This is a genomic window from Acinetobacter sp. MYb10, assembly GCF_002980175.2.
In the GTDB taxonomy this organism is placed as follows: domain Bacteria; phylum Pseudomonadota; class Gammaproteobacteria; order Pseudomonadales; family Moraxellaceae; genus Acinetobacter; species Acinetobacter guillouiae.
Genome location: NZ_CP058272.1, coordinates 3,175,511 through 3,199,904 on the forward strand (window position 1 = coordinate 3,175,511; position 24,394 = coordinate 3,199,904).

General features: G+C 39.5%; 25 protein-coding genes and 1 riboswitch. Of the genes, 10 read left to right on the forward strand and 15 right to left on the reverse strand.

Features of this window, described 5'->3' with window-relative positions:
• Positions 1-21 precede the first annotated feature (21 nt).
• Positions 22-1,218: a putative lipid II flippase FtsW gene (gene ftsW / locus CQZ96_RS14820; protein ID WP_004725295.1), complete on the forward strand. Its 1,197-nt coding sequence runs from the start codon at positions 22-24 to the stop codon at positions 1,216-1,218.
• Between the two features lie 61 nt (positions 1,219-1,279).
• Here the strand turns inward: ftsW and CQZ96_RS14825 are convergent, their stop codons facing one another.
• The 8 genes from CQZ96_RS14825 to CQZ96_RS14860 form a co-directional block, all read right to left on the reverse strand.
• Complete coding sequence (locus CQZ96_RS14825) at positions 1,280-1,666, reverse strand: hypothetical protein (protein ID WP_228722723.1); 387 nt, start codon at positions 1,664-1,666, stop codon at positions 1,280-1,282.
• A 94-nt stretch (positions 1,667-1,760) separates the two neighbouring features.
• Positions 1,761-2,675 (reverse strand): tRNA glutamyl-Q(34) synthetase GluQRS, encoded by a 915-nt coding sequence (gene gluQRS, locus CQZ96_RS14830; RefSeq protein WP_105713801.1) that lies wholly within the window; start codon positions 2,673-2,675, stop codon positions 1,761-1,763.
• Positions 2,676-2,679: 4 nt separating this feature from the next.
• Positions 2,680-3,207 (reverse strand): RNA polymerase-binding protein DksA, encoded by a 528-nt coding sequence (dksA, locus tag CQZ96_RS14835; protein ID WP_004725300.1) that lies wholly within the window; start codon positions 3,205-3,207, stop codon positions 2,680-2,682.
• Between the two features lie 208 nt (positions 3,208-3,415).
• Positions 3,416-4,225 (reverse strand): 3',5'-cyclic-AMP phosphodiesterase, encoded by an 810-nt coding sequence (gene cpdA / locus CQZ96_RS14840; RefSeq protein ID WP_056517571.1) that lies wholly within the window; start codon positions 4,223-4,225, stop codon positions 3,416-3,418.
• 9 nt (positions 4,226-4,234) lie between these two features.
• Positions 4,235-4,855, reverse strand: coding sequence for an NUDIX domain-containing protein (locus tag CQZ96_RS14845; protein WP_105713802.1), 621 nt, complete (start codon positions 4,853-4,855; stop codon positions 4,235-4,237).
• 75 nt (positions 4,856-4,930) lie between these two features.
• Complete coding sequence (gene thiC / locus CQZ96_RS14850) at positions 4,931-6,826, reverse strand: phosphomethylpyrimidine synthase ThiC (protein WP_105713803.1); 1,896 nt, start codon at positions 6,824-6,826, stop codon at positions 4,931-4,933.
• Positions 6,827-6,962: 136 nt separating this feature from the next.
• A riboswitch (TPP riboswitch) is annotated at positions 6,963-7,096 on the reverse strand.
• A 53-nt stretch (positions 7,097-7,149) separates the two neighbouring features.
• Positions 7,150-8,202, reverse strand: a complete 1,053-nt coding sequence (locus tag CQZ96_RS14855) for a hypothetical protein (RefSeq protein ID WP_105713804.1) — start codon at positions 8,200-8,202, stop codon at positions 7,150-7,152.
• 65 nt (positions 8,203-8,267) lie between these two features.
• Positions 8,268-9,473, reverse strand: a complete 1,206-nt coding sequence (locus tag CQZ96_RS14860; protein WP_105713805.1) for a hypothetical protein — start codon at positions 9,471-9,473, stop codon at positions 8,268-8,270.
• A 262-nt stretch (positions 9,474-9,735) separates the two neighbouring features.
• Here CQZ96_RS14860 and phoU point away from each other — a divergent pair, with 262 nt between their 5' ends.
• Entirely contained in the window at positions 9,736-10,458 is a 723-nt protein-coding gene (gene phoU, locus CQZ96_RS14865; protein ID WP_004725313.1) for a phosphate signaling complex protein PhoU, read from the forward strand.
• Between the two features lie 74 nt (positions 10,459-10,532).
• On the opposite strand, the gene CQZ96_RS14870 is transcribed toward phoU, so the two are convergent.
• Entirely contained in the window at positions 10,533-11,810 is a 1,278-nt protein-coding gene (locus tag CQZ96_RS14870; RefSeq protein ID WP_004725315.1) for an O-acetylhomoserine aminocarboxypropyltransferase/cysteine synthase family protein, read from the reverse strand.
• A gap of 241 nt (positions 11,811-12,051) precedes the next feature.
• Here CQZ96_RS14870 and CQZ96_RS14875 point away from each other — a divergent pair, with 241 nt between their 5' ends.
• From CQZ96_RS14875 to ettA, 3 genes are all read left to right on the forward strand, one after another.
• Entirely contained in the window at positions 12,052-13,626 is a 1,575-nt protein-coding gene (locus CQZ96_RS14875) for an esterase-like activity of phytase family protein (RefSeq protein ID WP_105713806.1), read from the forward strand.
• Between the two features lie 69 nt (positions 13,627-13,695).
• Positions 13,696-14,568 carry a hypothetical protein gene (locus tag CQZ96_RS14880; protein ID WP_105713807.1) on the forward strand — a complete coding sequence of 291 codons (873 nt, stop codon included), beginning with the start codon at positions 13,696-13,698 and terminating at the stop codon, positions 14,566-14,568.
• A 180-nt stretch (positions 14,569-14,748) separates the two neighbouring features.
• The gene (gene ettA / locus CQZ96_RS14885) at positions 14,749-16,410 is read left to right on the forward strand and encodes an energy-dependent translational throttle protein EttA (RefSeq protein ID WP_004816581.1); all 1,662 of its coding nucleotides are present in this window, start codon (positions 14,749-14,751) and stop codon (positions 16,408-16,410) included.
• A 44-nt stretch (positions 16,411-16,454) separates the two neighbouring features.
• Here ettA and CQZ96_RS14890 read toward each other — a convergent pair whose 3' ends face one another.
• Positions 16,455-16,769, reverse strand: a complete 315-nt coding sequence (locus tag CQZ96_RS14890; RefSeq protein WP_228722724.1) for a sel1 repeat family protein — start codon at positions 16,767-16,769, stop codon at positions 16,455-16,457.
• A gap of 571 nt (positions 16,770-17,340) precedes the next feature.
• Entirely contained in the window at positions 17,341-18,102 is a 762-nt protein-coding gene (hisF, locus tag CQZ96_RS14895; RefSeq protein WP_308464277.1) for an imidazole glycerol phosphate synthase subunit HisF, read from the reverse strand.
• A 110-nt stretch (positions 18,103-18,212) separates the two neighbouring features.
• Here hisF and CQZ96_RS14900 point away from each other — a divergent pair, with 110 nt between their 5' ends.
• Genes CQZ96_RS14900 through CQZ96_RS14910 form a run of 3 tightly spaced genes read left to right on the forward strand, consistent with a single transcriptional unit; the run spans position 18,213 to position 20,247 of the window.
• Positions 18,213-19,163: a homoserine kinase gene (locus tag CQZ96_RS14900; protein ID WP_105713811.1), complete on the forward strand. Its 951-nt coding sequence runs from the start codon at positions 18,213-18,215 to the stop codon at positions 19,161-19,163.
• A 21-nt stretch (positions 19,164-19,184) separates the two neighbouring features.
• Positions 19,185-19,823, forward strand: coding sequence for a DUF1294 domain-containing protein (locus CQZ96_RS14905; RefSeq protein WP_034612616.1), 639 nt, complete (start codon positions 19,185-19,187; stop codon positions 19,821-19,823).
• A gap of 31 nt (positions 19,824-19,854) precedes the next feature.
• Complete coding sequence (locus CQZ96_RS14910; RefSeq protein WP_004725331.1) at positions 19,855-20,247, forward strand: DUF4870 family protein; 393 nt, start codon at positions 19,855-19,857, stop codon at positions 20,245-20,247.
• Between the two features lie 83 nt (positions 20,248-20,330).
• Here CQZ96_RS14910 and CQZ96_RS14915 read toward each other — a convergent pair whose 3' ends face one another.
• The gene (locus tag CQZ96_RS14915; protein WP_105713812.1) at positions 20,331-21,266 is read right to left on the reverse strand and encodes a DMT family transporter; all 936 of its coding nucleotides are present in this window, start codon (positions 21,264-21,266) and stop codon (positions 20,331-20,333) included.
• A 152-nt stretch (positions 21,267-21,418) separates the two neighbouring features.
• On the opposite strand from CQZ96_RS14915, the gene CQZ96_RS14920 reads away from it, so the two are divergent.
• A complete protein-coding gene (locus CQZ96_RS14920; RefSeq protein ID WP_105713813.1) occupies positions 21,419-21,712 on the forward strand; it encodes an antibiotic biosynthesis monooxygenase family protein in 294 nt (97 codons plus the stop codon).
• Between the two features lie 91 nt (positions 21,713-21,803).
• On the opposite strand, the gene hisA is transcribed toward CQZ96_RS14920, so the two are convergent.
• The gene (gene hisA / locus CQZ96_RS14925; RefSeq protein ID WP_004725338.1) at positions 21,804-22,535 is read right to left on the reverse strand and encodes a 1-(5-phosphoribosyl)-5-[(5-phosphoribosylamino)methylideneamino]imidazole-4-carboxamide isomerase; all 732 of its coding nucleotides are present in this window, start codon (positions 22,533-22,535) and stop codon (positions 21,804-21,806) included.
• 77 nt (positions 22,536-22,612) lie between these two features.
• The gene (locus tag CQZ96_RS14930; RefSeq protein WP_105713814.1) at positions 22,613-23,275 is read right to left on the reverse strand and encodes a 3'-5' exonuclease; all 663 of its coding nucleotides are present in this window, start codon (positions 23,273-23,275) and stop codon (positions 22,613-22,615) included.
• A 124-nt stretch (positions 23,276-23,399) separates the two neighbouring features.
• Between CQZ96_RS14930 and CQZ96_RS14935 the strand changes: the two genes are divergently transcribed.
• A complete protein-coding gene (locus CQZ96_RS14935) occupies positions 23,400-23,801 on the forward strand; it encodes a transcriptional regulator (RefSeq protein ID WP_004725342.1) in 402 nt (133 codons plus the stop codon).
• A gap of 41 nt (positions 23,802-23,842) precedes the next feature.
• Here the strand turns inward: CQZ96_RS14935 and CQZ96_RS14940 are convergent, their stop codons facing one another.
• Positions 23,843-24,379, reverse strand: coding sequence for a DUF805 domain-containing protein (locus CQZ96_RS14940; protein WP_105713815.1), 537 nt, complete (start codon positions 24,377-24,379; stop codon positions 23,843-23,845).
• Positions 24,380-24,394: the final 15 nt, after the last annotated feature.

Sequence of the window (24,394 nt, forward strand, 5' to 3'; positions counted from 1 at the left end):
AGAATCATAAGGAAATAAAGTATGGCTGGGTTAGCTCAGACGACTATAAGTAAGATTCACCAAGTGTATGATCGCTGGATGCCAAAATTGCCGGCAGAGATTACACCGCGTAATGTACTGATATTTTGCGTCATTTCATTGTTGTGTATTGGTACGGTGATGGTGGCTTCGGCTTCAATGCCTTATGCCGAACGAATGCATGAAAACGAATTTCACTATGTGATTCGTCATGCAATTTCGATCGTGGTGGCTTTTGTTGCGGCGGCAATTACCTATCGAGTTTCACTCAACCTTTGGTTTAAAAATACCTTTCCATTGTGGTTGATCACCATTGCTTTATTACTCGCCGTCTTGGTGGTGGGTACAGAAGTCAATGGTTCAACACGCTGGATTCGTGTAGGTGGATTTACCTTGCAGGCAACCGAAGTCGCCAAGGTGATGATGGCCATATTTACCGCAGACTATGTGGTTCGTCGTGCTGAAGAGGTCCGTAATAATATTAAGGGCTTGGTACGTCTAGGTGTGGTGATGTTGCTGACGGTCGGACTAATTATTGCAGAGCCTGACTTAGGGGCAACAGTGGTGATTGCTGTTTCGATGCTGGGTGTGTTCTTCTTGGCTGGTGCACCCATGATCCAGTTCGGCTTTGCATTTGGTGCGATTCTGGTGGCATTTGTATCCTTAATCGTGTTTGAACCATATCGTTATGAACGCTTAATGTCATTCTCAAACCCTTGGGCTGATCCTTTGGGCTCTGGTTATCAATTGTCGAATGCCTTGATGGCCTTTGGTCGTGGTGAATGGTTTGGGGTGGGCTTAGGGCATAGTATTCAAAAAATGTCTTATCTGCCTGAAGCACATACTGACTTTATGTTGGCAATTTTAGGTGAAGAATTCGGTTTCTTTGGTATTTCGACCGTTTTGCTGCTCTCATTTGTGATGTTGATTTGCTGTATTCGTATCGGTCAGCGTGCGCTCAATCATCAATATTTGCGCGCAGGTTACTTGGCTTACGGGATCAGTATTATTTTCTTATTACAGATCTTGGTGAATGCTGGTATGAATATGGGCATGTTGCCGACCAAGGGGCTAACGCTTCCATTTATTAGTTATGGTGGTTCATCTTTAATTATGTGTGCGGTGATGATCAGTTTAATTCTCAAAATTGATGCAACCACCAAGGATGCCAATCCAGCGCGAGAAGAGTCTAGTTTTTAATTTTTTATTGAACTTAAATAGACAAGCCATTTGATCACAAATGGCTTTTTTTATGGGTGATTTAGTTTGGATTTTGCGTATTGCAATATTTTAATGCCGATTGGGTGGTCTTAAATTTTACCCAATCCCAAGTTTGATAACCAGACTCACTCAGTCGTAATACATCTATCGCTGTTGGGGAATAATAAAACGAAGTTTCCAATACATCATTGGCATAAATCTTGATCTGATGTTTTCCAGCGGTATTTGCAAGTTTAAGTTTGATTGGGGTTTTGTGATCGACCTTCATGATTGCAGAGCGATCGACTTGAACTGAATAAGTTGGTAATGGTTTACCCCATTGTTCACGTGGTGCGCCACTCATTTCATCAATAACAGCAGTTTTAGAAATCGGGGAAATACATAAAATTGCCATTTGTGCATAGACCTCGGTGAGGCCTGTGATCATGAGAAAACTCAGCGTTATTAGATTTTTTAAAAGGTTCATCTCAATCCTGAATGATGTTGGTATTCTTATGTTGGTATTGTTGCTTAATCAGGGATTACTGATAAATGGATTGTAGCGTTGTCCCTTGAGGAATGCGAGAAATATCCCATTGAGCGACAGCTTGAGCCAACATGAGATCTGGCTGATCTAGGTCTACTGGAGCTTGTCCAAGTGCTATAATCGCTTGTAACAGCAATTCAGGTGCATGTTTGAGATCAAGCGCTTGCGCAAGGTTTTGTTTAGAGAGTTTCTGCCCCAAATGATTCATGGCGAGGGGTAAGTGCATATATTCAAGAGCTGGGTAACCTAAAAGCTGTCCTAGCCACATTTGACGTTCAGTATTATCCAATAAATCCGCACCACGCACGACATGGCTGATTTCTTGTAAATAATCATCGACAACGACTGCCAGTTGATAATTGATAATGCCATCACGACGCTTTAGTACAAAGTCACCCAAATCGCGTTGTAAGTTCGCGCAATGTTGTCCTTGCAAGCGGTCATTGAAACAAATGTTTTGATCAGAAACTTTTACACGAATGGCTTGGTCTTGAAAGTCGAGCTGTTTGTCTCGGCAGGTGCCAGCATAGATATGATTTGAGCCTAATATTTTACGGGTACATTCACAGGCATAAACGAAATGTTTTTGTTTGAGTTGTTCGATTACAGATTGATAAATGTCTAAGCGATGTCGTTGATAAATGATTTCATCATCAGATTGGAAGCCAAAAGCATCTAGGCACTTTAAAATATGCTGTTCACTATCTGGGTAAATACGAGGGATATCCGTGTCTTCGATGCGGACGATCCATTGCCCATGATGAGCTTTAGCGTCGCAATAACTCGCGACAGCGGTCACTAAGGAGCCAAAATGTAATGGCCCTGTGGGGGAGGGTGCAAACCGACCTTTGTAGGCAGTACTCTTCCTCCCTCCCTTTGGAAAAGAGAGGGTTGGGGAGGAATTTGACACAGTATTAACCGTTATTTTGCTTCTCTTTGATCTCTGCAAGGGTTTTACAGTCGATACATAAAGTTGCAGTTGGTCGTGCTTCTAAACGGCGTAAACCAATTTCGATACCGCAAGTTTCACAGAAACCATAGTCATCATTTTTAATCGCTTCAATAGATTGCTCTATTTTACGAATAAGTTTACGTTCACGGTCACGAGTACGTAATTCAATGGCAAACTCTTCTTCTTGCGTCGCACGGTCATTTACATCAGGTAAAGAAGAAGATTCATCTTGCATTGTATTTAGGGTGCGATCCACTTCCGACATCAATTCTGCTTTCCATGCCAGCAAAATTTTACGAAAATGTTCGAGTTGCCCCTCAGACATGTATTCTTCATTTTTCTTTGGCTGATAAGGCTCGATACCGAATAGACTTGCTGTAGTACCGTTTTCATTGGTCTTCGGCTTGGTTTTACGCACTCGCTTTACAGACTTGTCATCTGCAATTGCTGTTTGTTCTTCCAAGACTTGATTTTGGTTGTCATTCGCCATAAAGGGCATTCCTCATCATATACGTATTATCTATACGCAAAAAATATGGTGATATGCAAGTATTTTTATCACTACCAACAGAATGAATCTATCGGGGGCGTCATCATATAGATTTTTTTACCAAGATGAAAGTCACCTAACCCTGAATTCGACTTTCTGCATATCTCGTTGGACGAATAACTTAATAGAAAAAAACCAAAATGAAAAGCTAGTAACCTGAAATTTCTTCATTAATTGTAACTTTGAAGTGATCCAATCGGTGTACAGCGGTCTCAAATTCACCATTGGCTTTTAAATGTAAGCAACGGTAACCAGGCGCAATCGGATCAAATGAAAACTCTTGGCTGAGGGGTTTAAATTGTACACACGTCGCAGGAGTAGAAATAAACTGTATTCCATTCCATACATTATAGGATTCTTGATGAACATGACCATGTAACACGGCTTTGATGTTATCAAAGGGTTCGAGTACGGCTTTTAATTCATCGGCATTTTTGAGCTTATGTTGATCGAGCCATTTGGAATGCATATCAAAAGGATTGTGATGACAGGCGATAAGGATAAACTTGTCACGCAATTGTTCCAATAGCCGTTTTAGATGGACCAATTGTTCCGTTTGAATGTTTCCATCGGTACGTCCACCCACAGCACTATTCAGCAAAATGATACGCCATTGATCTAACTCAATCACTGCTGGAATAGGTTCTGGCGAATGGAACGGGAACAAGTTTATATTGTCGTGATTTCCCGGAATTTGATAAAAATCGACACCAAAACGCTGCATATATTCTAAATAGCGCGCATAAGTTTCTGGAAATGCAGCTTGAGCCAAATCACCAGTATGTAAAATCAGATCGATATTTTTATAACGTTGCTGAATATCATCCATGACGGCATGAAAGCTTTCTTCAGGATTAATCCCGACAAACTCTGCATCAGGTTTATCCATCAGGTGTGTATCTGTGATTTGGATAATCACTCTATCTTTATCTGTTTGCGGCAATATCTCTGATTGCATGCCTTTCCCCTAGACATCTTCAAATGCATGCAAGTGCTGTTGTAGCCATTGCAAAGCCATAATCACAGGTGCATTTTTTAAACGATTACTTTTTAATAATAGACTCAAATCTGAATAATTAATGATATGAAGTTGGATATTTTCACCTTCATCTGGCATACCAAACACACCACCTTCAGCAGGTAATGCGGCTTGCGCTACATAGAGATGAAATATTTCATCACATGCACCAGCAGATGGATAGAAGCTAAACAGGTGTTTGATTTGGTTTAATTCACATCCAGATTCTTCGATGCTTTCCCGTCGAATGCAACTTTCTGGAGATTCATCTCCATCAAGTACGCCTGCAATGATTTCGAGTTGCCAAGGTGAAATTTCATCATCAATTGCCCCCACACGAAACTGTTCAATCAATGCAAATTTTTGTTGTTGATCATTATAAATCAGTACACCAGCAGCTTCTTTACGGCGAATTAATTCACGTTGAATGGCTGAGGTATATTCAGTTTGATTAAATAATCGGTGTCGCAAGCTCACTTTTTCGACTTGAACAAAACCTTTAAAGGCATATTCACGAGATTGTATTTCTACATCATTATGGGTGTAGGTTGCTTGCTGAATGATGTTCATGTGCACAGTTAGGATGAAACATATTCACTTCATCCTAACTGAGAAATAGTGAAAGACAAAAGTTTTTTTTAATCTTTACACTTTATGGTACAACTTTTGCCCTTGTTCCTGATAAACGGATTTCATGGTTTTGAGACCATCTTCTATAAGCGTTTCGCTATTTACAGGGTGGGCTGCATTTTGTTGATTTTGTGCATAATCTCGCACGTTTTGGGTGATTTTCATCGAACAGAACTTAGGTCCGCACATTGAACAGAAGTGTGCTGACTTATGTGCTTCTTTAGGCATGGTTTCATCATGCATTGATCTTGCAGTATCAGGATCTAAGCTGAGATTGAATTGATCTTCCCAACGGAACTCAAAGCGTGCTTTAGATAAAGCATTGTCACGAACTTGTGCGCCCGGATGACCTTTGGCTAAATCCGCCGCATGGGCTGCGATTTTATAGGTGATAATCCCGTCTTTAACATCTTTCTTATTGGGCAGACCCAAATGCTCTTTAGGGGTCACATAACACAACATTGCAGTGCCGTACCAACCAATCATCGCTGCACCAATCGCAGAGGTAATATGGTCATAGCCCGGAGCAATATCGGTGGTGAGGGGCCCAAGAGTATAGAAAGGTGCTTCCTGACAAACTTCAAGTTGCAAGTCCATATTTTCTTTGACCATATGCATTGGAACATGGCCTGGTCCTTCGATCATGACCTGAACATCATGTTTCCATGCCCGATGGGTCAGTTCACCTAAAGTGCGTAATTCTGAAAATTGTGCTTCATCATTGGCATCCTGAATACAGCCCGGACGTAAACCATCGCCTAAGCTGAAAGACACATCATAGGCTTTCATGATTTCGCAGATTTCATCAAAATGCGTATAGAGGAAGTTTTCTTCATGATGCGCCAAACACCATTGCGCCATGATCGAACCACCGCGTGATACGATCCCCGTTAAACGATTGGCTGTCATCGGCACATAACGTAATAAGACCCCGGCATGGATGGTGAAATAATCGACACCTTGCTCAGCTTGTTCAATCAGAGTGTCTTTAAAGATTTCCCATGTCAGGTCTTCAGCAACACCATCGACTTTCTCAAGTGCTTGATAAATTGGTACTGTACCAATTGGAACTGGTGAGTTGCGGATAATCCATTCACGGGTTTCATGGATATTTTTACCCGTTGATAAGTCCATGATGGTGTCAGCACCCCAACGGGTTGCCCAGGTCATTTTCGACACTTCTTCATCAATCGATGAACCCAAAGCTGAGTTGCCAATATTGGCATTGATTTTTACCAAGAAATTACGCCCAATGATCATGGGTTCGCATTCAGGATGGTTAATATTGGCTGGAATAATGGCACGACCTTCAGCGACTTCTTTACGCACAAATTCAGGGGTAATCTCCATGAGGTTGTGTGCACCAAAATTTTGTCCTGCATGTTGGCGCATATCGACACCTTCATGCTGGCGCTGATTTTCACGAATCGCAATGTATTGCATTTCAGGCGTGATGATGCCTTGTTTGGCATAATGCATTTGTGTGACATTGTTGCCTGTTTTTGCACGACGTGGTTTTTGAATATGGGCAAAACGGATTTCAGCAGTACGAATATCTTTCAGACGTTCTTGGCCAAATTTAGAGGTTAAGCTGGCTAAATGCTCAGTATCAGCACGTTCTTCAATCCAAGTTTCACGGACATTGGGTAAGCCTTTATTCAAATCAATGTGTACGTTGGGATCGGTATAAACACCTGAAGTATCATAGACCATAATTGGTGGATTTTTTTCACCACCAAGGCCTGTCGGAGTATCCGTGAGTTCAATTTCACGCATCGGTACTTGAATATCTGGGCGTGAACCTTGAATATAAACTTTTTTAGATGCGGGTAAAATTCGAGTCAGATCTTTGGCTTCTTGCTCGTGTTGAGCCAATTGATCAGCAGGGGATAGATTCGTTAATTGGTTCATTACAATGATCCTTATGAATGACATCAACGAATCAAGCACGACCAAAAACGGTGGCAAATCTAGTCTATTTTATCTGCTAAATCCATCATCAGAATAAAGCGGTAATGCGACAAAAATAGATAAACTATGGGCTGTCAGTTTTTAGATGCTTGATTCCTACGCAGGTCTTAACCTGATCAGGTTCAACGGTACTTTAGTTTAAGTTTTGGCAAGGAGATGCAAAACTGACTAAATCTCAGCGAGGAATTACTCGCGCTCCGTCAAGCGATGTCCAAATCTTAGCATGTTCTCATTGAAAATATGCTGGCATGCCGATATCAATTTCAATTATTTTTTTGAGCTAGAATTTCCTCAACAGATTTTCTGACTTTTTGTTCAAATGCCTCACGTTGTGCCCTGATCTCTTGCTGTTCAGGTGAGTTATCTTCAGGATACTGGCTAGATGGTTTTGGCATTTGCTGCCAAAGCGTTTCACTTGCGTTGATTAAATTCACAAATTTCTGTGCAGCTGGGCGACTTGCAGTTTTACTTTTTGCAATTTTTTCAATCGCTTTGATTGCTTGTTCATCTGCAATTTTATCGTCATCGAACCAGAGCGTGCGGGTGTTATCCTCGCCTTGAAAAAGTGCACTACGGTATTGTTCAATGTTCTCTATGACCTGAGGTTTAAAATGGTTGTTGGGGTAATCTTTATTGAACTTTTCCCAATATAACAATCGATTGGCCACCTCATCAAAACTAATTGCTAGCCCTGCGTCCATAATATAGTTGGCACCTGTATACTCTTTACGGATCTGTTTAAAGTAAACCTGATCTGATTTTTCTAAATAGGGTGCAAAAATATCCAGATCATATTGTGGATGCTGTACAAAGGTGTATTCACCTTCACCGATATAAAATTTTGCTAAATATAAGTCCTTTGCATGATCAACTAAATATTTCTCACGCGGTTTTAACTTTTTATACAGTTCTTGTTTTTGTTGAGCTGTCATAGACTGACCGTCTGCAAGTGTATCGGTCATATATTGAAAGACTTCAGGTGAGGCATCGGTGATGAGTTTTTGATAAATGTTTTCAATTTTTGCTTGCCATTGATAACGTGTTTTTAACGGTGCAGATGCGAGGCATTTTTTTAGTAATTGATTGAGGTCATTTAAATCTTCAACGATGACCTTTTTTTCTAATTTTTTGATGCTTGTATCTATCTCGTTACAGTCTTGTGGAAGTGCTGGTATTTCAGCTGTACTGGTCTGAGTCGCTTTAGAAGCTGCTTTAGTTGTCTCAATTGTTTGATTGTTCTCGTGCTTTTGGCAAGCGCTGAATAGGGTACACAGGCAGAGTGTTGTGAGTGATAGATGTTGTTTTAAAGCTTTCATAGTATGACTGTTGTTGTGTATTTTTGAATGTCACAAGGATAATAAAAATTGAGCTAAAATAACATCTAACTGTTAGAACAAATCGCATCACTAAAGCAATCTTTTTTAACATGCTTAAAGTCGATCGGGCTTAAATTTAGATATTGATTGAGCTGGGACAGCGCCAATAATTGAGGGATATTTTCCAGTTTAGTGCGTTCTTTTTCACTAATTTGAATTTTTTGCTGTCTTTGCTCTTTGCTCATCGCTAAAAAATGAACAAACTTCTTGGCCTGAGCTGAAAGCTCACCATCATTGGATTTTGCCAAGCGTTCAATCACCAACCAGCTGGCTGCATCGATATCAGTTTGATTTTCAAAACTGGTCGATATAGGTGCTTCTTCAGTGCCTAAAAACAATAGACTACTATAGGCATTTTTTAAGAACTGCGCATCATGTAAAAAAGGGCTAGTGGGATAAGTTTGTAGATATTCTTGCCAAAACTTAGCTCTTTTTGCAATTTCTTCAGCATCAATATCGGGTTTATGGTTTTTAAAAAGCGGTTTGGTATTTTGATCTGCAAGATTTTCGATAAAAACTTGTTCAGGTGCAGTCAGATATGGGGCGAAAACTTTGGCTAAATATTGCGGGCTTCTCCGATAGACAATTTTATCATCTGTTTGTTCGCTCAGCTCAATATAAGCTTGGCCTTTGTGACGTAATAAATATTGGTCACGTAGATTAAGTTGTTCAAATTTACTCTGTTGAATAGTGGGGTATGCAGCTTGATCTAAAGCATAGTTTTCAAATGCTTGCTGTTGTTCTGAAGTGCGCTCAATCTGTAAAAATTGTTGATACATACGTTTCGACTGATGCATCAATTCCATTTGTTCCGCAGGTTTCATCAAAGGTAAACACATACGAATATCTTGATTGACTTGTTCTATCGCAAGCGTGGTTCTTTTTGCGTTGATTGCCAGCATCTCATTTTTGAGATTTTGGCAAATTTGGGTTAAATCAGGAATAGGATTTTCTTTTTGTGGCGCTTCTTTAGATTCTTTGACAATGTCGGTTGTGGGTTTTTGACACGCGATAACCACCATGCAACTCAAGATAACGAGTATGCCTGAAATGAGAAAATGAAGGATATTGCGAGGAAATTTCATTCGACCAGCATTTAAAAGAAGCTCAATTTTGTTCGATGCCATTGTCGCTGAATCGAGGCTAAATAAATGAAATATTTTGTAGTTTTGTGATAATGAAACGTTACTTTTTGCAAGAAACTGAGTCATGTGTCTGATTTAAGATCTGCAAAAATTAACCTGAGTACAGCATCGTGAATTTGCGATAAATGGATGCTCACAGCAAAGTTACATATGTAAATTCAGCAAATTGTAGTAGTATCTTTACTCTAAATTGCTTTGATCAGAAGTGAAATGAGCGATATTGAGAAATTCATTTGAAAGAAAAATACTTGTCATAAAACATTCATAATGAATATGCTTTAATATTAACCCATAAAAATAGTTTTTGTTGCGTGTGGAGCATCTGACCTTGAGCCCAAGTAATCCTGTATTAAACCATCATATATCTTCTCAATTTAATGAGGACTTACAGGATGTGAATACCAAATTTATGACCATGGGCGGTTTGGTAGAACAACAAGTCGCAAATGCAGTGCATGCGTTATTGGATACCAATGCCAATATGGCGATTGATGTTCAATTCCAAGACAATACAGTTAATCGTTATGAACGAGAAATTGATGAAGCACTGACTTTGATTTTGGCGCGTCGTCATCCAGCTGCAATCGACTTACGTATGGTGATTGCCATGAGTAAAGCCAATACCGATTTAGAACGTATTGGTGATGAAGCTGCAAAAATTGCCCGTATTGCACAGACTTTATGTGAAGAGGGCGAGTCTCCGCGTGGCTATATGGAAACACGGCACATTGGCAATCAAGTGCGTGTCATGATTCATGATGCTTTAGATGCTTTTGCGCGTGTGGATGCAGAACAGGCATTAAAAGTTTTGTTGGCCGATGCAGATATTGACCGTGAATATCAATCTGCGACGCGCACACTGATGACCTATATGATTGAAGATCCACGTCATATTAGTCGTGTCATCAATGTGATGTGGGTATTGCGTTCACTAGAGCGAATTGGTGACCATGCCCGTAATATCTCAGAACAAGTCATTTATATGGCAAAAGGTTTTGATGCGCGACATACCAGTGTTGAAGAGATTGAACAAAAAGTTCAAGGTAAATAATTGAATTTATAAATAAAAAGACCTGAATGATTCAGGTCTTTTTATTTGGAAAACTTAAGATCACAAAAAGAAAATTACACTTGAGCAAGTGCTTGTTCTAAGTCTGCAATCAAATCATCAATATGTTCAATCCCCACAGATAAACGCACCATATCAATACTCACGCCTGCTGCTTTTAGCTCTGTTTCATTCAGTTGACGATGCGTGGTAGTTGCTGGATGACAGGCTAAACTTTTTGCATCACCAATATTCACTAGGCGAGTAAACAGCTGTAATGCATCGATAAAACGGGTGCCACCTTCACGACCATCTTCAACACCAAAAGACAGAATTGCAGACGGTTTACCTTTGACGTACTTTTGTGCCAAAGCATGTTGTGGATGATCTTTTAAGCCAGCATAGTTGACCCATTTTACTTTTGGGTGTGCCTGTAAATATTCAGCAACTTTTTGTGCATTTTCAGTATGGCGTTCCATACGCAAATTCAGTGTTTCTAAGCCTTGTAAAATTAAGAATACGCTGAGCGGGCTGATTGCTGCGCCTGTATTTCTTAATGGAACAACACGTGCACGGGCGATATATGCCGCAGCACCCAAAGCTTCTACATAGTTCACCCCATGATAACTTGGATCTGGGGTATTTAAGACTTTGAAGCGCTCGGGATATTTGCCCCAAGGGAATTTACCGCTATCGACAATCGCGCCACCAATCGAATTACCATGACCGCCAATATACTTGGTCAATGAATGCACCACGATATCTGCACCATGTTCAAAAGGTTTCAGTAGGGCAGGTGTTGCAACGGTATTATCCACAATCACGGGTACACCATATTCGTGTGCGATTTTAGCAATGGCATCTAGGTCAATAATATTACCTAGCGGATTGCCAATCGACTCAACGAAAACCAATTTGGTTTTTTCATCAATCAAGCCGCGCAATGCTTCAGGATCTTGGTAATCAAAGAAACGCACTTCAATGCCTTGTTTTGGCAACGTGTGGGCAAATAAATTATATGTTCCACCATAGAGTGTTGAAACCGATGCAATATTGTCACCTGCTTCTGCAATGGTCTGGATAGAATAGGTGATCGCAGACATACCCGAAGCCAATGCTAAAGCACCAATACCGCCTTCAAGCGCACTCAGACGTTGCTCAAGCACAGCGGTCGTTGGGTTCATGATCCGTGTATAAATATTACCCTGAACTTTCAGGTCAAATAGATCCGCACCATGTTGGGTATTATCAAAGGCATAAGAGGTGGTCTGATAAATTGGAACGGCGACCGCTTTAGTGGTTGCTTCTGGTTCATAGCCTGCATGTATGGCAAGAGTTTCGTCTTTATATGTCATGTTCTTCCGTCAACTTTTTATTAAATTTCAATAGAGTGTAACAAATAAATATATGAAGTAAACAAGGGTTTATATATTTTAAAATCATAAAAACAGATAAAGCCAACAATGCAGCCTGAGATAAATTGAGTTTCAGCGAGGAAAAACAGACCGAATATCGCTGAGTTTGTGAGCTGTCATTGTGGTGTCATTTGCTGAAACTAGCATAACAAATTCCATAAATTCAGTTATTAAAAACACAATGAAAAAAGCAGCAATAAATAAACTGACCTGCCATAAAAGCACTTTAACTTTAGTCCTCTGTAGTTTACTGGGTTTGACCGCATGTTCTGATGATGATCAAGATTTAACAACACAGAAGACCTTAACCCAAAATATAACATTAGCGTTTGGTGATGAAGCCTGTGTAATGGGGGGGACACGTATTCAGAGCGGTTTAGATCGCAATGAAAATGGCAAACTTGAAACCAGTGAAATCACTAAAACAGAAAACAGTTGTAAGCCCAATTTGTTTGCACAAGGTGTAGCATTACCGTTTAATGTATTGGGACGATACCCTGCGAATGGTACGACCATTGATAGCACATTTGATATTCGTCAGGGTGGTTTTGGTTCTGATGTTGCTGCGCATCCAAGCAATAAAAAGCAATTCTATGCATTGACCGATCGGGGGCCAAATGCAGACTTTACTGATAAATTATATGGCGCAGGTAAGGTTTTTGCCATTCCAGACTATGTGCCGAAAATTGGTTTATTTGAAGTTCAAGACAATGGCACTGTGAAATTAATTAAAACCATCAATTTAAAAGATCGCGATGGAAAAGACATCACGGGATTACCCAATACTTCTGCTTTAGGCGGCACAGGGGAAACACCGTATGATGTCAATGGGAAAGTGATTACTGTAGATCCAACCAAGCCATACGATGTGGTGAATAATCCAATTAGACTGGATGATTATGGCTTGGATAGTGAAGGGATCACTGCACTTAACGATGGTACGTTCTGGGTCAGCGATGAATATGGACCACATATTGTGCATTATGATGCCAATGGTAAAGAAATAGGGCGTATCAACCCATTTAAGGCTGATAAACGCAATAATTGGACTTTGCCAAATGAGTTTAGCTATCGCCGTGCCAATCGAGGGATGGAAGGCTTAACCATTAGCCCAGACCAAAAAACTTTGGTTGGGATTATGCAATCGACCATGAGTTTACCGAATAAAAATGTCAATAAATCAACGTTGACGCGTATTGTGACGATTAATCTGGAAACAGGCAAAGTCGCACAATATTTATATCAGCAAGAGATAGCTGAAAATTCAAACTCTGCCATTATTGCCCTCAGTGCAACACAATTTCTGGTTTTAGAACGAGATGGATTGTTTTATAAAGATACGCCCAATGTGATGAAAAATGTCTATCGTATTGATTTAAGCAAAGCCACCAATTTAGAAGATATTCAAACACAAAATGATGTCAAACAAGATGAAAAGCTTGGTTTAACCATTGCGGGCAAGACCTTAGAAGAATACCAATTGGATAAAGGCTGGGACGGTTTAAAAGCATTTAATATTGTTCCAGCACCTAAAACATTGGTACTGGATATGGGGAAAGCGGTTAAATATCCACATGATAAAATGGAAGGTCTGTGGTTGATCAATAGTACGACACTTGGGATTTTAAATGATGACGATATGGGGCTTTGGAATAATGCCAAAGGTATGGAGCCAAAGTATCTGGATGCGGCGCGTACACGTATTGATATCAATACCTTGTACATCATGGATAAATTGAATTTAAAAGGCCAATAATTGCATAACAACAGCCGCCCAAGAGGCGGCTTTTTCTATCAGCATCATTTAAAAATAATAGGTTCCTCAATGAAAAAAATAGCCATTCTCACCGTTTTAACGAGTTTAATGACTGCAACTGTTTGGGCTGTACCGCAAGTGACATCACGTGAATATAAGTTGTTGTTACAGCCAGACAAATTTAGCTATGCCAATGAGTCCGCCAACGTAAATAGCTATATGCAACAAGCCAAAACGGTTATTGCCCAGCAAATTAACCGTACAGTTTCAGGAACGATGCGCTTAGACAAACAACGCCAAATACGTTTTTATGATTCACCCAGCAGCTGCCTACTCAATAATATGGGCTATAGCTTTCGAGAACGGACTGAAAACGGAGCATCTGAAGTGACGCTTAAATTTAGAAGCTATGATCATTATCTGTCTGATTTTGCAGATTTGAGTAGCTCGACTGCAGGAGCCAAAACTAAGCTTGAAGATGATATCACGCAAACAGCAACACAAGGGTTTTTGGTGGGGTCCAGTAAATCCACCACAGTGGCAAATACACGGACAATCAATAAGTTTTTAGACATCCATACGCATTTTCCAAAATTTAAAGAAACCTTTGCCATCAGTGATAATCAGCTGTTATCACCTGTAGGTGGACTCACCCTTTATGAACGAAGTTATCGTGGGGTCAGCATTGATTTAGGCGAGTTTGATGCAGAGGTAGATATGAGTTTATGGTATACCCAAGCACCTTATGCAGGATTAAAACCTGCTGTAGTTGAAGTCTCGTTTAAGTACCAAGACCCAAATGCAAATTACACCAATAAGGTTGTACAACGTGCTGCCATTAGTTTTTCTGCTTTGAAAACATTGTCAAACTACAATGCACCAAGTTCAACTCAAACCAAGACGCAATTTGTATATCAGTATCAGCCGAATTTTTGTTCGTGATCATGTGTGAGGTCGCGATTTGATTGCATGTATTGGTGTGGAAAAATGTTTTCTTGATGCTTTTAAAATATCTCAATCAATTGGACAAATCTGAACAAAAATAGATAAATTCAGCGTATAATTGACGGTATTTATTTATTCGCATTTTGCGAATTTCTATTCATTATAGAGGAGTCCTACGTGGCCCAATATATTTACACGATGAACCGTGTGTCGAAGATGGTTCCGCCTAAGCGCGAAATCCTAAAAGACATCTCTTTATCATTTTTCCCAGGTGCAAAAATTGGTGTACTTGGTTTAAACGGTGCAGGTAAATCTACCCTACTCCGTATTATGGCTGGCGTAGATAAAGATTTCTCAGGTGAAGCTCGTGCGCAACCAGGTATTAAAATCGGTTATCTAGAGCAAGAACCACCATTAGATCCAAATAAAGATGTGCGTGGAAACGTTGAAGATGGTTTACGTGAACCATTAGATGCATTGGCACGTTTAGATGAAGTTTTTGCTGAATATGCAGCTGAAGATGCTGACTTTGATGCACTTGCAAAAGAGCAAGAGAAATTAGAAGCAATTATCCATGCTTGGGATGCACACAACCTTAGCAACCAAATGGATCAAGCTGCAGCAGCATTGAATCTTCCAGCATGGGATTCTGACGTAAGCTTACTTTCAGGTGGTGAACGTCGTCGTGTAGCATTGTGTCGTTTGTTATTGTCTAAACCAGACATGTTATTGCTGGACGAACCGACTAACCATTTGGATGCAGAATCTGTATCTTGGTTAGAACGTTTCTTAAAAGACTTTGCCGGTACAATCGTTGCGATTACCCATGACCGTTATTTCTTGGATAACGTTGCAGAGTGGATTCTTGAGCTTGACCGTGGACATGGTATTCCTTACCAAGGTAACTATTCTTCTTGGTTGGAACAAAAGAATGCACGTTTAGAGCAGGAAAATAAACAAGAAGAATCTTTTGCTAAAGCATTGAAAAAAGAATTGGAATGGGTTCGTTCAAATGCTAAAGGTCAGCAAAAGAAAAACAAAGCACGTATGGAGCGCTTTGAGGAGCTGAACTCACGTGAGTTCCAACAACGTAATGAAACCTCTGAAATCTATATTCCACCTGGTCCACGCCTAGGGAATAAGGTTGTAGAAGTTGAAGGCATCAGCAAATCGTTTGATGGTCGTCTACTTTATGAAAACTTATCGTTCACAGTACCACCAACTGCGATTGTTGGTATCGTTGGTCCAAACGGTGCAGGTAAAACCACTTTATTCCGTATGATGACAGGCGAACAGCAACCTGATACCGGTACAGTTGTATTGGGTGAGTCTGTAAAAGTTGCTTATGTTGGTCAGATTCGTGACACTTTAGATAACAATAAAACAGTTTGGGAAGAAGTTTCTGGCGGTTTAGATATCTTAAGAATTGGCGAATACGAGATCGCATCTCGTGCCTATATCGGTCGCTTTAACTTTAAAGGTCAAGATCAGCAAAAACGTGTTGGTGAATTGTCAGGGGGTGAACGTAACCGTTTACAACTTGCGAAGATCCTTCAGATGGGCGCCAATGTGATCTTACTGGATGAGCCATCAAACGACTTGGATATTGAAACTTTACGTGCGCTAGAGGATGCAATTCTTGTATTCCCTGGTACTGTCATGGTGGTATCGCATGACCGTTGGTTCCTTGACCGTATTGCTACACATATCTTGTCGTTTGAAAATGAACAGCCAGAATTCTACGAAGGTAACTATGCTGAATATGAAGCATATCGTTTAGCGCGTTTGGGCGATGCAGCTGTGCAAAAACGTACCAAATACAAAAAAATTGGTGGTTAATCACTAATTTGGTAGATCAAAAAACCAGCTTTCGAGCTGGTTTTTTATTGTACATAAAGCCGATAAAGTTGGTGTTGTGCTTCGAGATGACCTTGATTGGCGGCAAGCAACAACCATTTGTATGCATTCTTTTTATCTGGCGATAGGCCGAGCTGGCCTTGTAGGTAAATCATGCCCAATTTATATTGGGCCGTGCTATATCCTTTAAGTGCTGAATGTAAAAAATACCAAATCGCGTTGCGTTGATATTTTTGGATTTTTTCATTTAATCGCTGATCTAAATCAAGAGGGTCACGCTGGTTGAGTGCCAGATGTTCATAACTGGTTGCGCGGTGGTAAGTATGCATTGATTCAGACATTTTAAATGCATGATAGGAACTGGAATAATGGTATTTATATCGGATGATTTGCTTGAGTTTCCGTATTATTTTTATTAAATCCATAATGACTCACACTTATTTTTATGAAATTTTCACTATAAGATTAAAGGAAATAACCAGAATAAGTAATCCCAATAACCATGATTTTTTTTCATATAAAAGTATTGCTAAAGTGGTTCGAGATAAATCATTTATTCAATTTTTGATGGCAGTAGGCTTCTTTGAAATTTTTTTAAAACTATAAATCAATAAAAAGCCCCCTCATCCTAGCCTTCTCCCAAAAGGAGAAGGGACTTTCAATACCAATATGATTCACTCTAAATGATCGTTTTTTGATTGATGAACTAGGCCTATTGAGTTTAAGGCTTGGTACTTTGTATAAAATGAGCTATGAGGAGCTATTTAAAATCATATGGATTGTTTATCAGTTTTATCTTGGTGTTTTAATTCTCGGTATTTTAATTTTTGCTATTTGAATCAGGCTAAATCAATTGCATATATAAAAGAATGTCAAAAAAACATTCTTCTATATATGGGCGTTCACAATCAATTAAAGACGCATTTCAATCCCTTGTTTAGCAAGGTATTGTTTCGCTTCAGGAATAGAGTATTGACCAAAATGGAATATCGAGGCTGCCAATACAGCATCGGCACCACCTTTTAAAATACCATCTGCTAAATGTTGTAAATTACCCACACCACCTGACGCAATGGTTGGAATGGTGACACGATCATTGATTTGACGCATTAAGCCAATGTCATAGCCCGCTTTAGTCCCATCTGCATCCATAGAGGTAACCAATAATTCACCTGCACCGAATTCTGCCATTTTGACCGCCCATTCAATCGCATCTATGCCTGTTGGTTTACGACCACCATGGGTGAAAATTTCCCATTTATTTTCACCGGTTCTTTTCGCATCGATTGCTACAACAATACATTGTGCACCAAAGCGCTGAGACGCTTCTTGAACGAACTCAGGATTAAATACCGCAGCAGAGTTGATGCTGACTTTATCTGCGCCTGCATTTAATAACAAACGAATATCTTCAACTTTACGAACACCGCCACCGACTGTAAGTGGAACAAACACACTTTCAGCCATACGTTCAACCGTACGGTAAGTGGTATCTCGGCCATTTGATGTTGCGGTAATGTCTAAAAAGGTGATTTCATCTGCACCTTGCTCATTATAACGACGGGCAACTTCTACAGGATCTCCTGCATCACGGATATCCAGAAACTGGACACCTTTCACCACACGACCATTATCTACGTCCAGGCAAGGAATAATACGTTTAGCGAGCATAATTTTTTCCAAAAATAACAGGCGATTATGAAAGTTCGTGACTTAGGTGCTACACCTCGATAGTCGAAGCGGTTATTCTATCAAACTTATGTAAGTTTTTTCGCAGGTTTTCTATGTCGGTTTATACCACTTTGAGTTTAAAAGAAGTTCAACACTTTGCAGCACCTTATGGATTAGAGGTGGTTGAACTTAAACCAATTCAAGGCGGTGTGCAAAATACCAACTATTTTATCATTTGTGCTGATGGAACACAGTTTGTATTAACATTATTTGAAAATATGGATGCACAAGCAGCAGGGGAGTTAATTCCTGTCTTAGAACACTTGGGGCAACAAGGTTTGGCAGTTCCTGTTCCGTTAAAACATAGCGGTCAGTCGATTCATAGCTTAAAAGATAAACCTGCACAAATTGCGCCACGGATGTCAGGTAAACATCCGATGCCTTCTACAATCGCTCAAGTTGAGCAAATTGCTGTAGCACAGGCCAAAATGCATGTGGCGTTACAAGACTTCCCATTACAGCGTCAAGTGGCGCGTGATCATGCCTATTGGTATAACGTTGCTCAACAAATTAAACCGACTTTGGATGTGGCGGATAGCGCTTTGCTGAATAACCTTTTAGGTTTATATGAAGCACTGACCATGATGTATCCAAATCGACCTAAAGGTTTTATTCATTCGGATTTGTTCCGTGACAATACTTTGTTTGAAGGCGATGAGTTAAAAGGCATTCTTGATTTTTATGAAATGAATCAAGATGAATTACTTTTTGATATTGCGATTACCTTAAATGACTTTTGTACAGAATATCCAAGTGTTCGCTTGAATGAAGCCAAAGCAACGGCTTTCTTAAATGCATATACCTCGATTCGTCCCCTGACTGAAGATGAAAGAGCTTGTTTAGAGTTATATTTGGCTATGGCCGCAGGTCGCTTTTGGATGATGCGTTTACAAATCGCTCAGATGAATGCCGCTGAAGCACGCACTGGTGACGATATTTTGCAGAAAAATCCGCAAGAAATGCGTAATATGTTGATTGAAAGATTAAAGTTCGTGGCTGCTTAATAGCTTTTTGTGGGAAATAAAATGCGTGATCAAGGTCGTTTAGTTGAATGGTTCGATGATAAAGGCTATGGCTTTATTCAACCAAATGATGGTGTAAAAGATCGCGTATTTTTACACATCAAAGATTTTGCACAAAAAGGGCCACGCCCAATCGTGGGCTGTGCCCTTGAATATGTGGTGCAATTAGACGGCCAAGGGCGTTATAAAGCAAAACAAGTCACATATTTAAAAGCCACACAAATGGCGAAAGTGACAAGCCAGCAAGCGGCTAAAGCCAAGCAGTTGCATGCAGCAAAGCAGGCTAAATTACAGCCGATGCAAATTTTGTGCGCTGTTTATATTATTGCTTTGGCAATTTTGAGCATAAGCGGTTTGCTCAATGGCATGTTTATTCTTTTTGTCAGTATTATCAATGTGATGACCTATTGGTTTTATGCACAAGATAAAGAAGCTGCGCAGAGCAATCAGCGTCGTGTTCCTGAAAATACCCTGCATATTTTAGCTTTTTTAGGTGGTTGGCCTGCAGCTTGGTTAGCACAGCAACGCTTACGACATAAAACACAAAAACAACCCTTTAAAAAGATTTATTTGTGTACCATATTCTTTAATATTTTATTGATTTTATGGTTAATTTCGCCTTTGAATATGTTTAAGATTTAAACGGGCGTTAGCAAATTTAAAAGGGCTTACAATGAATAATTATGTTGATCCAAATAATAGTAAATCTCTGACTTTAATTTTATATATCCTTTATATTGTTGCAATTTTTTCTGCGGGAATTCTTGCAATCATTGCATTGATTATCAATTATGTAAAATTGAATTCGGTCCGTGGTACGATTTTCGAAAGTCATTTTAGATGGCAAATTCGCACTTTTTGGTGGTATTTAGTCTGGACGGTAATTGCATTTATTCCGTTTATTTTTCTATTTTTCACCATGGATAATGTCAACGCCTTTGCTGGTGTAGCCGTGGGTGCTACGATTTTTTGTGCTGCCACTTTATTTATTTCTTGGATATGGATTGTCTATCGGGCCATTCGAGGCATTATTGCGCTGAATGATGATCAAGCCTTACCGATATAACTGAATCAATAATGCTTGATGGATCTTGTTCCCGAGCAATACAGCTTGATCAAAACGTAATTTTAGTGAAAACAGCGTTCTGATTAAGAGCGCTGTTTTTCTATCTCAACTGAGTTTTCTTTAAGCTGTCGTTTGTATAAAAATTTGGGTCTCCATTCACTGATGATCACCCCCAATACCACAAGTAAACCACCAAAAAGAGCCAGTAAAGGTAAGCGTTCACCTGCAATTCTGCCAAATAAAGCTGCCCAAACTGGTTCGCCAGCATAAATCACGGCAGCTTGAGACGGATCGACAGAACGTTGTGCCCAATTCATCGTCAATTGTAATAAAGCACTGGTTAAGCCCAGTCCAACAGCAAGCATCACCAATTGCCACGAAAAGGCTGGAATATGCAGCTCACCCACAAAAGGCATACTGGCAAATGAAATCAATGAAGCAAAGGCAAGCTGAATCACCGTTACACGCTGTATATTGACCTTCCCTGCAAAGTGCCCGATGAGAATAATCTCCATAGCAATTGCAAACGAGCCAACTAATGTAATGATTTGCCCCGTATTTAAATCAATGTGATGAAAACCATTTCCTGTCAAAAAAATTAAACCGATAAACGCCAGTAAAACACCAAGCCAAGTCATGATATGTGGTCTTTTGCGAAAAATCATCCAGATAAGAATCGGCACAAGGGGCACATATAATGCTGTTAAAAATGCAGACTCACTGCTGCTGATGGTTTGCATACCGACAGTTTGCGAGCCATACCCTGCGGCAATCATGCCGCCAATCAGTGCACCAGCGATGAGTTCTTTTAAATTGATACCTTTTAGATATTTATAAGACAGTAATCCAACAGCAAGGGTCGCTGCAGCAAAACGACAACCGACAAAAAAAATAGGGGAACTATAGTTTAGGGCATAATGTACAATGACAAATGTACCACCCCAAATCATGGTCATCAGGATCAGTGCAATTTGAGGCGTTCTGGACTTTAAAAATAAAGCGAGGGGAGAGGAAGACATAAAATAAAGTAATGTAGAAGAGCAGGGCTATTTTACGCGAAAGCACAGTATTGTGCAGATGTTAAGCGGAGTAATCGGGTATTTAAATCACTCAATTGTCATGCAGTCGTGCTAGCATATTGAATTAAAATTTTGATAAAGAGAAATAAATCATGGTGATCGAACAGGCTTTATTTCATATTGTTGATGGTCAACAAATGGCTTTTGAAAAGAAATTTTATGAATTATCAGACACCTTCCGGAATGCCCAAGGTTGTGAAAAATTTAAATTGATCCGTGGTATAGAAGACAACCAAAAATATATTCTACAAATTCACTGGATTGATCTTAAAACCCATACAGATGTTTTTATGAAAACAGATGAATTTAAACAGTGGTTTACGGCAATGAAACCCTTTTCAGCAAGTAAAATTGAAATGCAACATTTTGAAAATACATTGGTTTAAATATCGATATGTTGATTTAAAGACCACTTTTTAACGCATAAAAAAGAGAACATCTAAGTTCTCTTTTTTTAATCAGATCTAGGCTGGGAAATTAAAAGCCTTGTTCATCCAATAACAGCTGCGCTTCACGTAGGTTTAATGTGCCTTCGTAAATTGCACGACCTGTGATCGCACCTAAAATACCCGGTTTACCTTTTAAATTACGCACATCATCCAGATTAGTTACACCGCCTGAGGCGATCACTGGAAGACCTGAGTATTGTGCGAGATTTACTGTCTGTTCAACATTGACACCCTGCATCATACCGTCACGTGCGATATCGGTATAAACAATACTCGATACACCGGCATCTGCAAAACGTTTTGCAAGATCAGTGGCTTTTACATCAGTGACATTTGCCCAGCCATCAGTTGCAACCATACCATTGATCGCATCAATACCGACAATAATGTGTCCCGCAAACTTCTTACAGGCTTCTTCAACAAATTCAGGATTTTGAACTGCTTTGGTCCCGATGATGACAAAAGAAACGCCCGCATCTAAATAATGTTCGATTGTTTCCAAAGAGCGAATACCACCGCCAATCTGGATTGGCAGTTCAGGCTGTGCTTTTGCAATTGCTTCAACGACAGGTTTATGAATTGGTGTTCCAGCAAAAGCCCCATTCAAATCAACCAAATGCAAACGACGAGCGCCTTCATTTACCCAATGCTGTGCTGTTGCAACAGGATCATCAGAAAATACGGTATCGTCTTCCATACGACCTTGTTTTAAACGAACACATTTACCATCTTTCAGGTCAATTGCCGGGATGATCAGCATGCTTTCGCTCCTTGCTTAATCTCAATGAAGAATTTATTGATCTTCATCTTAGCAAAAACTTGATCAATTTCTAAGTGTCAGTTTAGGCTTTTATTGGCGCGAATGCTCAATTTAAGCTGAGTATGTGCAATCGTGTCAGGTATTAAATCTAAATCCAGTAAGGCTTCGAAAATTAAGAGTGCGGCATAGGCATCGGCTGCAGCATATTCAATTTGTGGTGTTGTGAGGATTTTACGTGCCCAATTTGAGGTGCTAATAGATTTACTTTTAGGGAAATTGACTTGGAATAGCAATGCCATAGCATTTTTAATTCCTAAAGGATTATTGAAGCCAAAACTCGAAAAGCATTTTGAAAGTTCGATGACACTGTTGAGTTGCATGCCTTTTTTACGGAATAAATGTGCATCATTTTTTAAGCCAAAACCAACTTTAATCTGATCAGGATTTTCAAAAAAGGTCGCTAAAAAAGCCAAAATATCTGGTGAAACTTGAAATAAATAGGCTTTTTCAAATGTCGCCAGTTGAATAAGATGTGGGCCAGTTTGAATTTCACCTTTATTAAAGGTAGGTTTGGACTCAGTATCGAAACCAAAAATGTGCGCTGTTTTTAATTCTGCTTCAATTGCTTGGCATTGTTGCAAGCTATTAATCACAACAATGTTACTCAAAGGCAAATTTTGAAAACGGGGAAAGCTCTGAATTTGTTCTTTACTAGGAAGTTGCTGAGTTTGAATATTCACAAATTTAAGCTCACAAATTTTAGTCGACCAGTTTAAGCATTAAAAATATTAACCATATTGTGTTATAACAAACTTTGAATAAAAGATGATAGTTTTGTGGGTCAAAAACACAGGAATAAATTGTATGGTTGAAAAAGATGATGATCTTTTTATAGAAGGCGCCAAGCGTTTAAAGCAATTAATTCAGGATAAAAATATAAAAGCCAGTGATATTGTTAACGTACTGGAAACTTCAAAAGGAACCATGACCAAATGGTTGCAAAACTCAACACCGTCGAGTGCGCAAAGCTTAATTGAATTGGCGCGTTTAGTTGGGATGACTGAACGCTGGAATATGGAATCTAAACAGCAAGATAAAGCAGATCTGGTGACCAAAGCGTATGCTGAGTCTGAATTGGATTTAAGCCATGTCACCATGGAACAATTGATTAACGAAATTAAAGACCGTTATGCAGCTTTAAATTTAAAGGCAGATATTAAAATTAGTGTTGAGCCATTAGAAGGTGGTTTTGTCACCAAAGAGTAAAATAACCACCTTATAAAAATAGGGTGGTTATTTCGGCTGATTTATTCAGATTGATTGATTTGTTGTTGATATTGCTGAAATTGTTGCGCTTGGTCAAGGTAACTTTGATATGCTGGGATTGCTGTAACTGCAAGAATTAGAATACTAATCGGGAAGATCACAATATAAATCCAAGCCAATACTTTTTCCCAACCACGAGTAATTCGAGGTGCGCCATAGTTATTTGTCCCAGCATCTCCTTTTGCACAGCTTAAATAAACAAAAAAGAATAAATTCACCAAAGGTAAAAGCATAAGAAGAGATAACCAGCCACTTTGGTTTTTGTCATGTAAGCGACGAGTTGTAAAAATAAAGCTAAAGTAGATCACTGCGATATAAATAATAATCGCAACTGTGCCGAGAATAAAGATGAGCGTATTTGAAGGTGAGTTACTTAAAGCTGGGATGAATAGTGCAGCGATAATACCCAGTACAAACATAGATAGACCCAACAGCATATTCCAGCCCAAATAGGATAATCGACCAAAACGGCCACTGGCACTTAAAGCTGAATCATTGGTTTGAAAATTAGAAGACATTGTTATGTTCCTAGA

What these genes read in the sequence shown, in the direction of transcription:
- ftsW (WP_004725295.1), top strand. Translation starts at nt 22, where the DNA reads ATGGCTGGGTTAGCTCAGACGACTATAAGTAAGATTCACCAAGTGTAT.
- CQZ96_RS14825 (WP_228722723.1), bottom strand. Translation starts at nt 1,666, where the DNA reads ATGATCACAGGCCTCACCGAGGTCTATGCACAAATGGCAATTTTATGT.
- dksA (WP_004725300.1), bottom strand. Translation starts at nt 3,207, where the DNA reads ATGGCGAATGACAACCAAAATCAAGTCTTGGAAGAACAAACAGCAATT.
- cpdA (WP_056517571.1), bottom strand. Translation starts at nt 4,225, where the DNA reads ATGCAATCAGAGATATTGCCGCAAACAGATAAAGATAGAGTGATTATC.
- CQZ96_RS14845 (WP_105713802.1), bottom strand. Translation starts at nt 4,855, where the DNA reads ATGAACATCATTCAGCAAGCAACCTACACCCATAATGATGTAGAAATA.
- thiC (WP_105713803.1), bottom strand. Translation starts at nt 6,826, where the DNA reads ATGAACCAATTAACGAATCTATCCCCTGCTGATCAATTGGCTCAACAC.
- CQZ96_RS14855 (WP_105713804.1), bottom strand. Translation starts at nt 8,202, where the DNA reads ATGAAAGCTTTAAAACAACATCTATCACTCACAACACTCTGCCTGTGT.
- CQZ96_RS14860 (WP_105713805.1), bottom strand. Translation starts at nt 9,473, where the DNA reads ATGACTCAGTTTCTTGCAAAAAGTAACGTTTCATTATCACAAAACTAC.
- CQZ96_RS14870 (WP_004725315.1), bottom strand. Translation starts at nt 11,810, where the DNA reads ATGACATATAAAGACGAAACTCTTGCCATACATGCAGGCTATGAACCA.
- CQZ96_RS14875 (WP_105713806.1), top strand. Translation starts at nt 12,052, where the DNA reads ATGAAAAAAGCAGCAATAAATAAACTGACCTGCCATAAAAGCACTTTA.
- CQZ96_RS14880 (WP_105713807.1), top strand. Translation starts at nt 13,696, where the DNA reads ATGAAAAAAATAGCCATTCTCACCGTTTTAACGAGTTTAATGACTGCA.
- CQZ96_RS14890 (WP_228722724.1), bottom strand. Translation starts at nt 16,769, where the DNA reads ATGTCTGAATCAATGCATACTTACCACCGCGCAACCAGTTATGAACAT.
- CQZ96_RS14900 (WP_105713811.1), top strand. Translation starts at nt 18,213, where the DNA reads ATGTCGGTTTATACCACTTTGAGTTTAAAAGAAGTTCAACACTTTGCA.
- CQZ96_RS14905 (WP_034612616.1), top strand. Translation starts at nt 19,185, where the DNA reads ATGCGTGATCAAGGTCGTTTAGTTGAATGGTTCGATGATAAAGGCTAT.
- CQZ96_RS14910 (WP_004725331.1), top strand. Translation starts at nt 19,855, where the DNA reads ATGAATAATTATGTTGATCCAAATAATAGTAAATCTCTGACTTTAATT.
- CQZ96_RS14915 (WP_105713812.1), bottom strand. Translation starts at nt 21,266, where the DNA reads ATGTCTTCCTCTCCCCTCGCTTTATTTTTAAAGTCCAGAACGCCTCAA.
- CQZ96_RS14920 (WP_105713813.1), top strand. Translation starts at nt 21,419, where the DNA reads ATGGTGATCGAACAGGCTTTATTTCATATTGTTGATGGTCAACAAATG.
- hisA (WP_004725338.1), bottom strand. Translation starts at nt 22,535, where the DNA reads ATGCTGATCATCCCGGCAATTGACCTGAAAGATGGTAAATGTGTTCGT.
- CQZ96_RS14935 (WP_004725342.1), top strand. Translation starts at nt 23,400, where the DNA reads ATGGTTGAAAAAGATGATGATCTTTTTATAGAAGGCGCCAAGCGTTTA.
- CQZ96_RS14940 (WP_105713815.1), bottom strand. Translation starts at nt 24,379, where the DNA reads ATGTCTTCTAATTTTCAAACCAATGATTCAGCTTTAAGTGCCAGTGGC.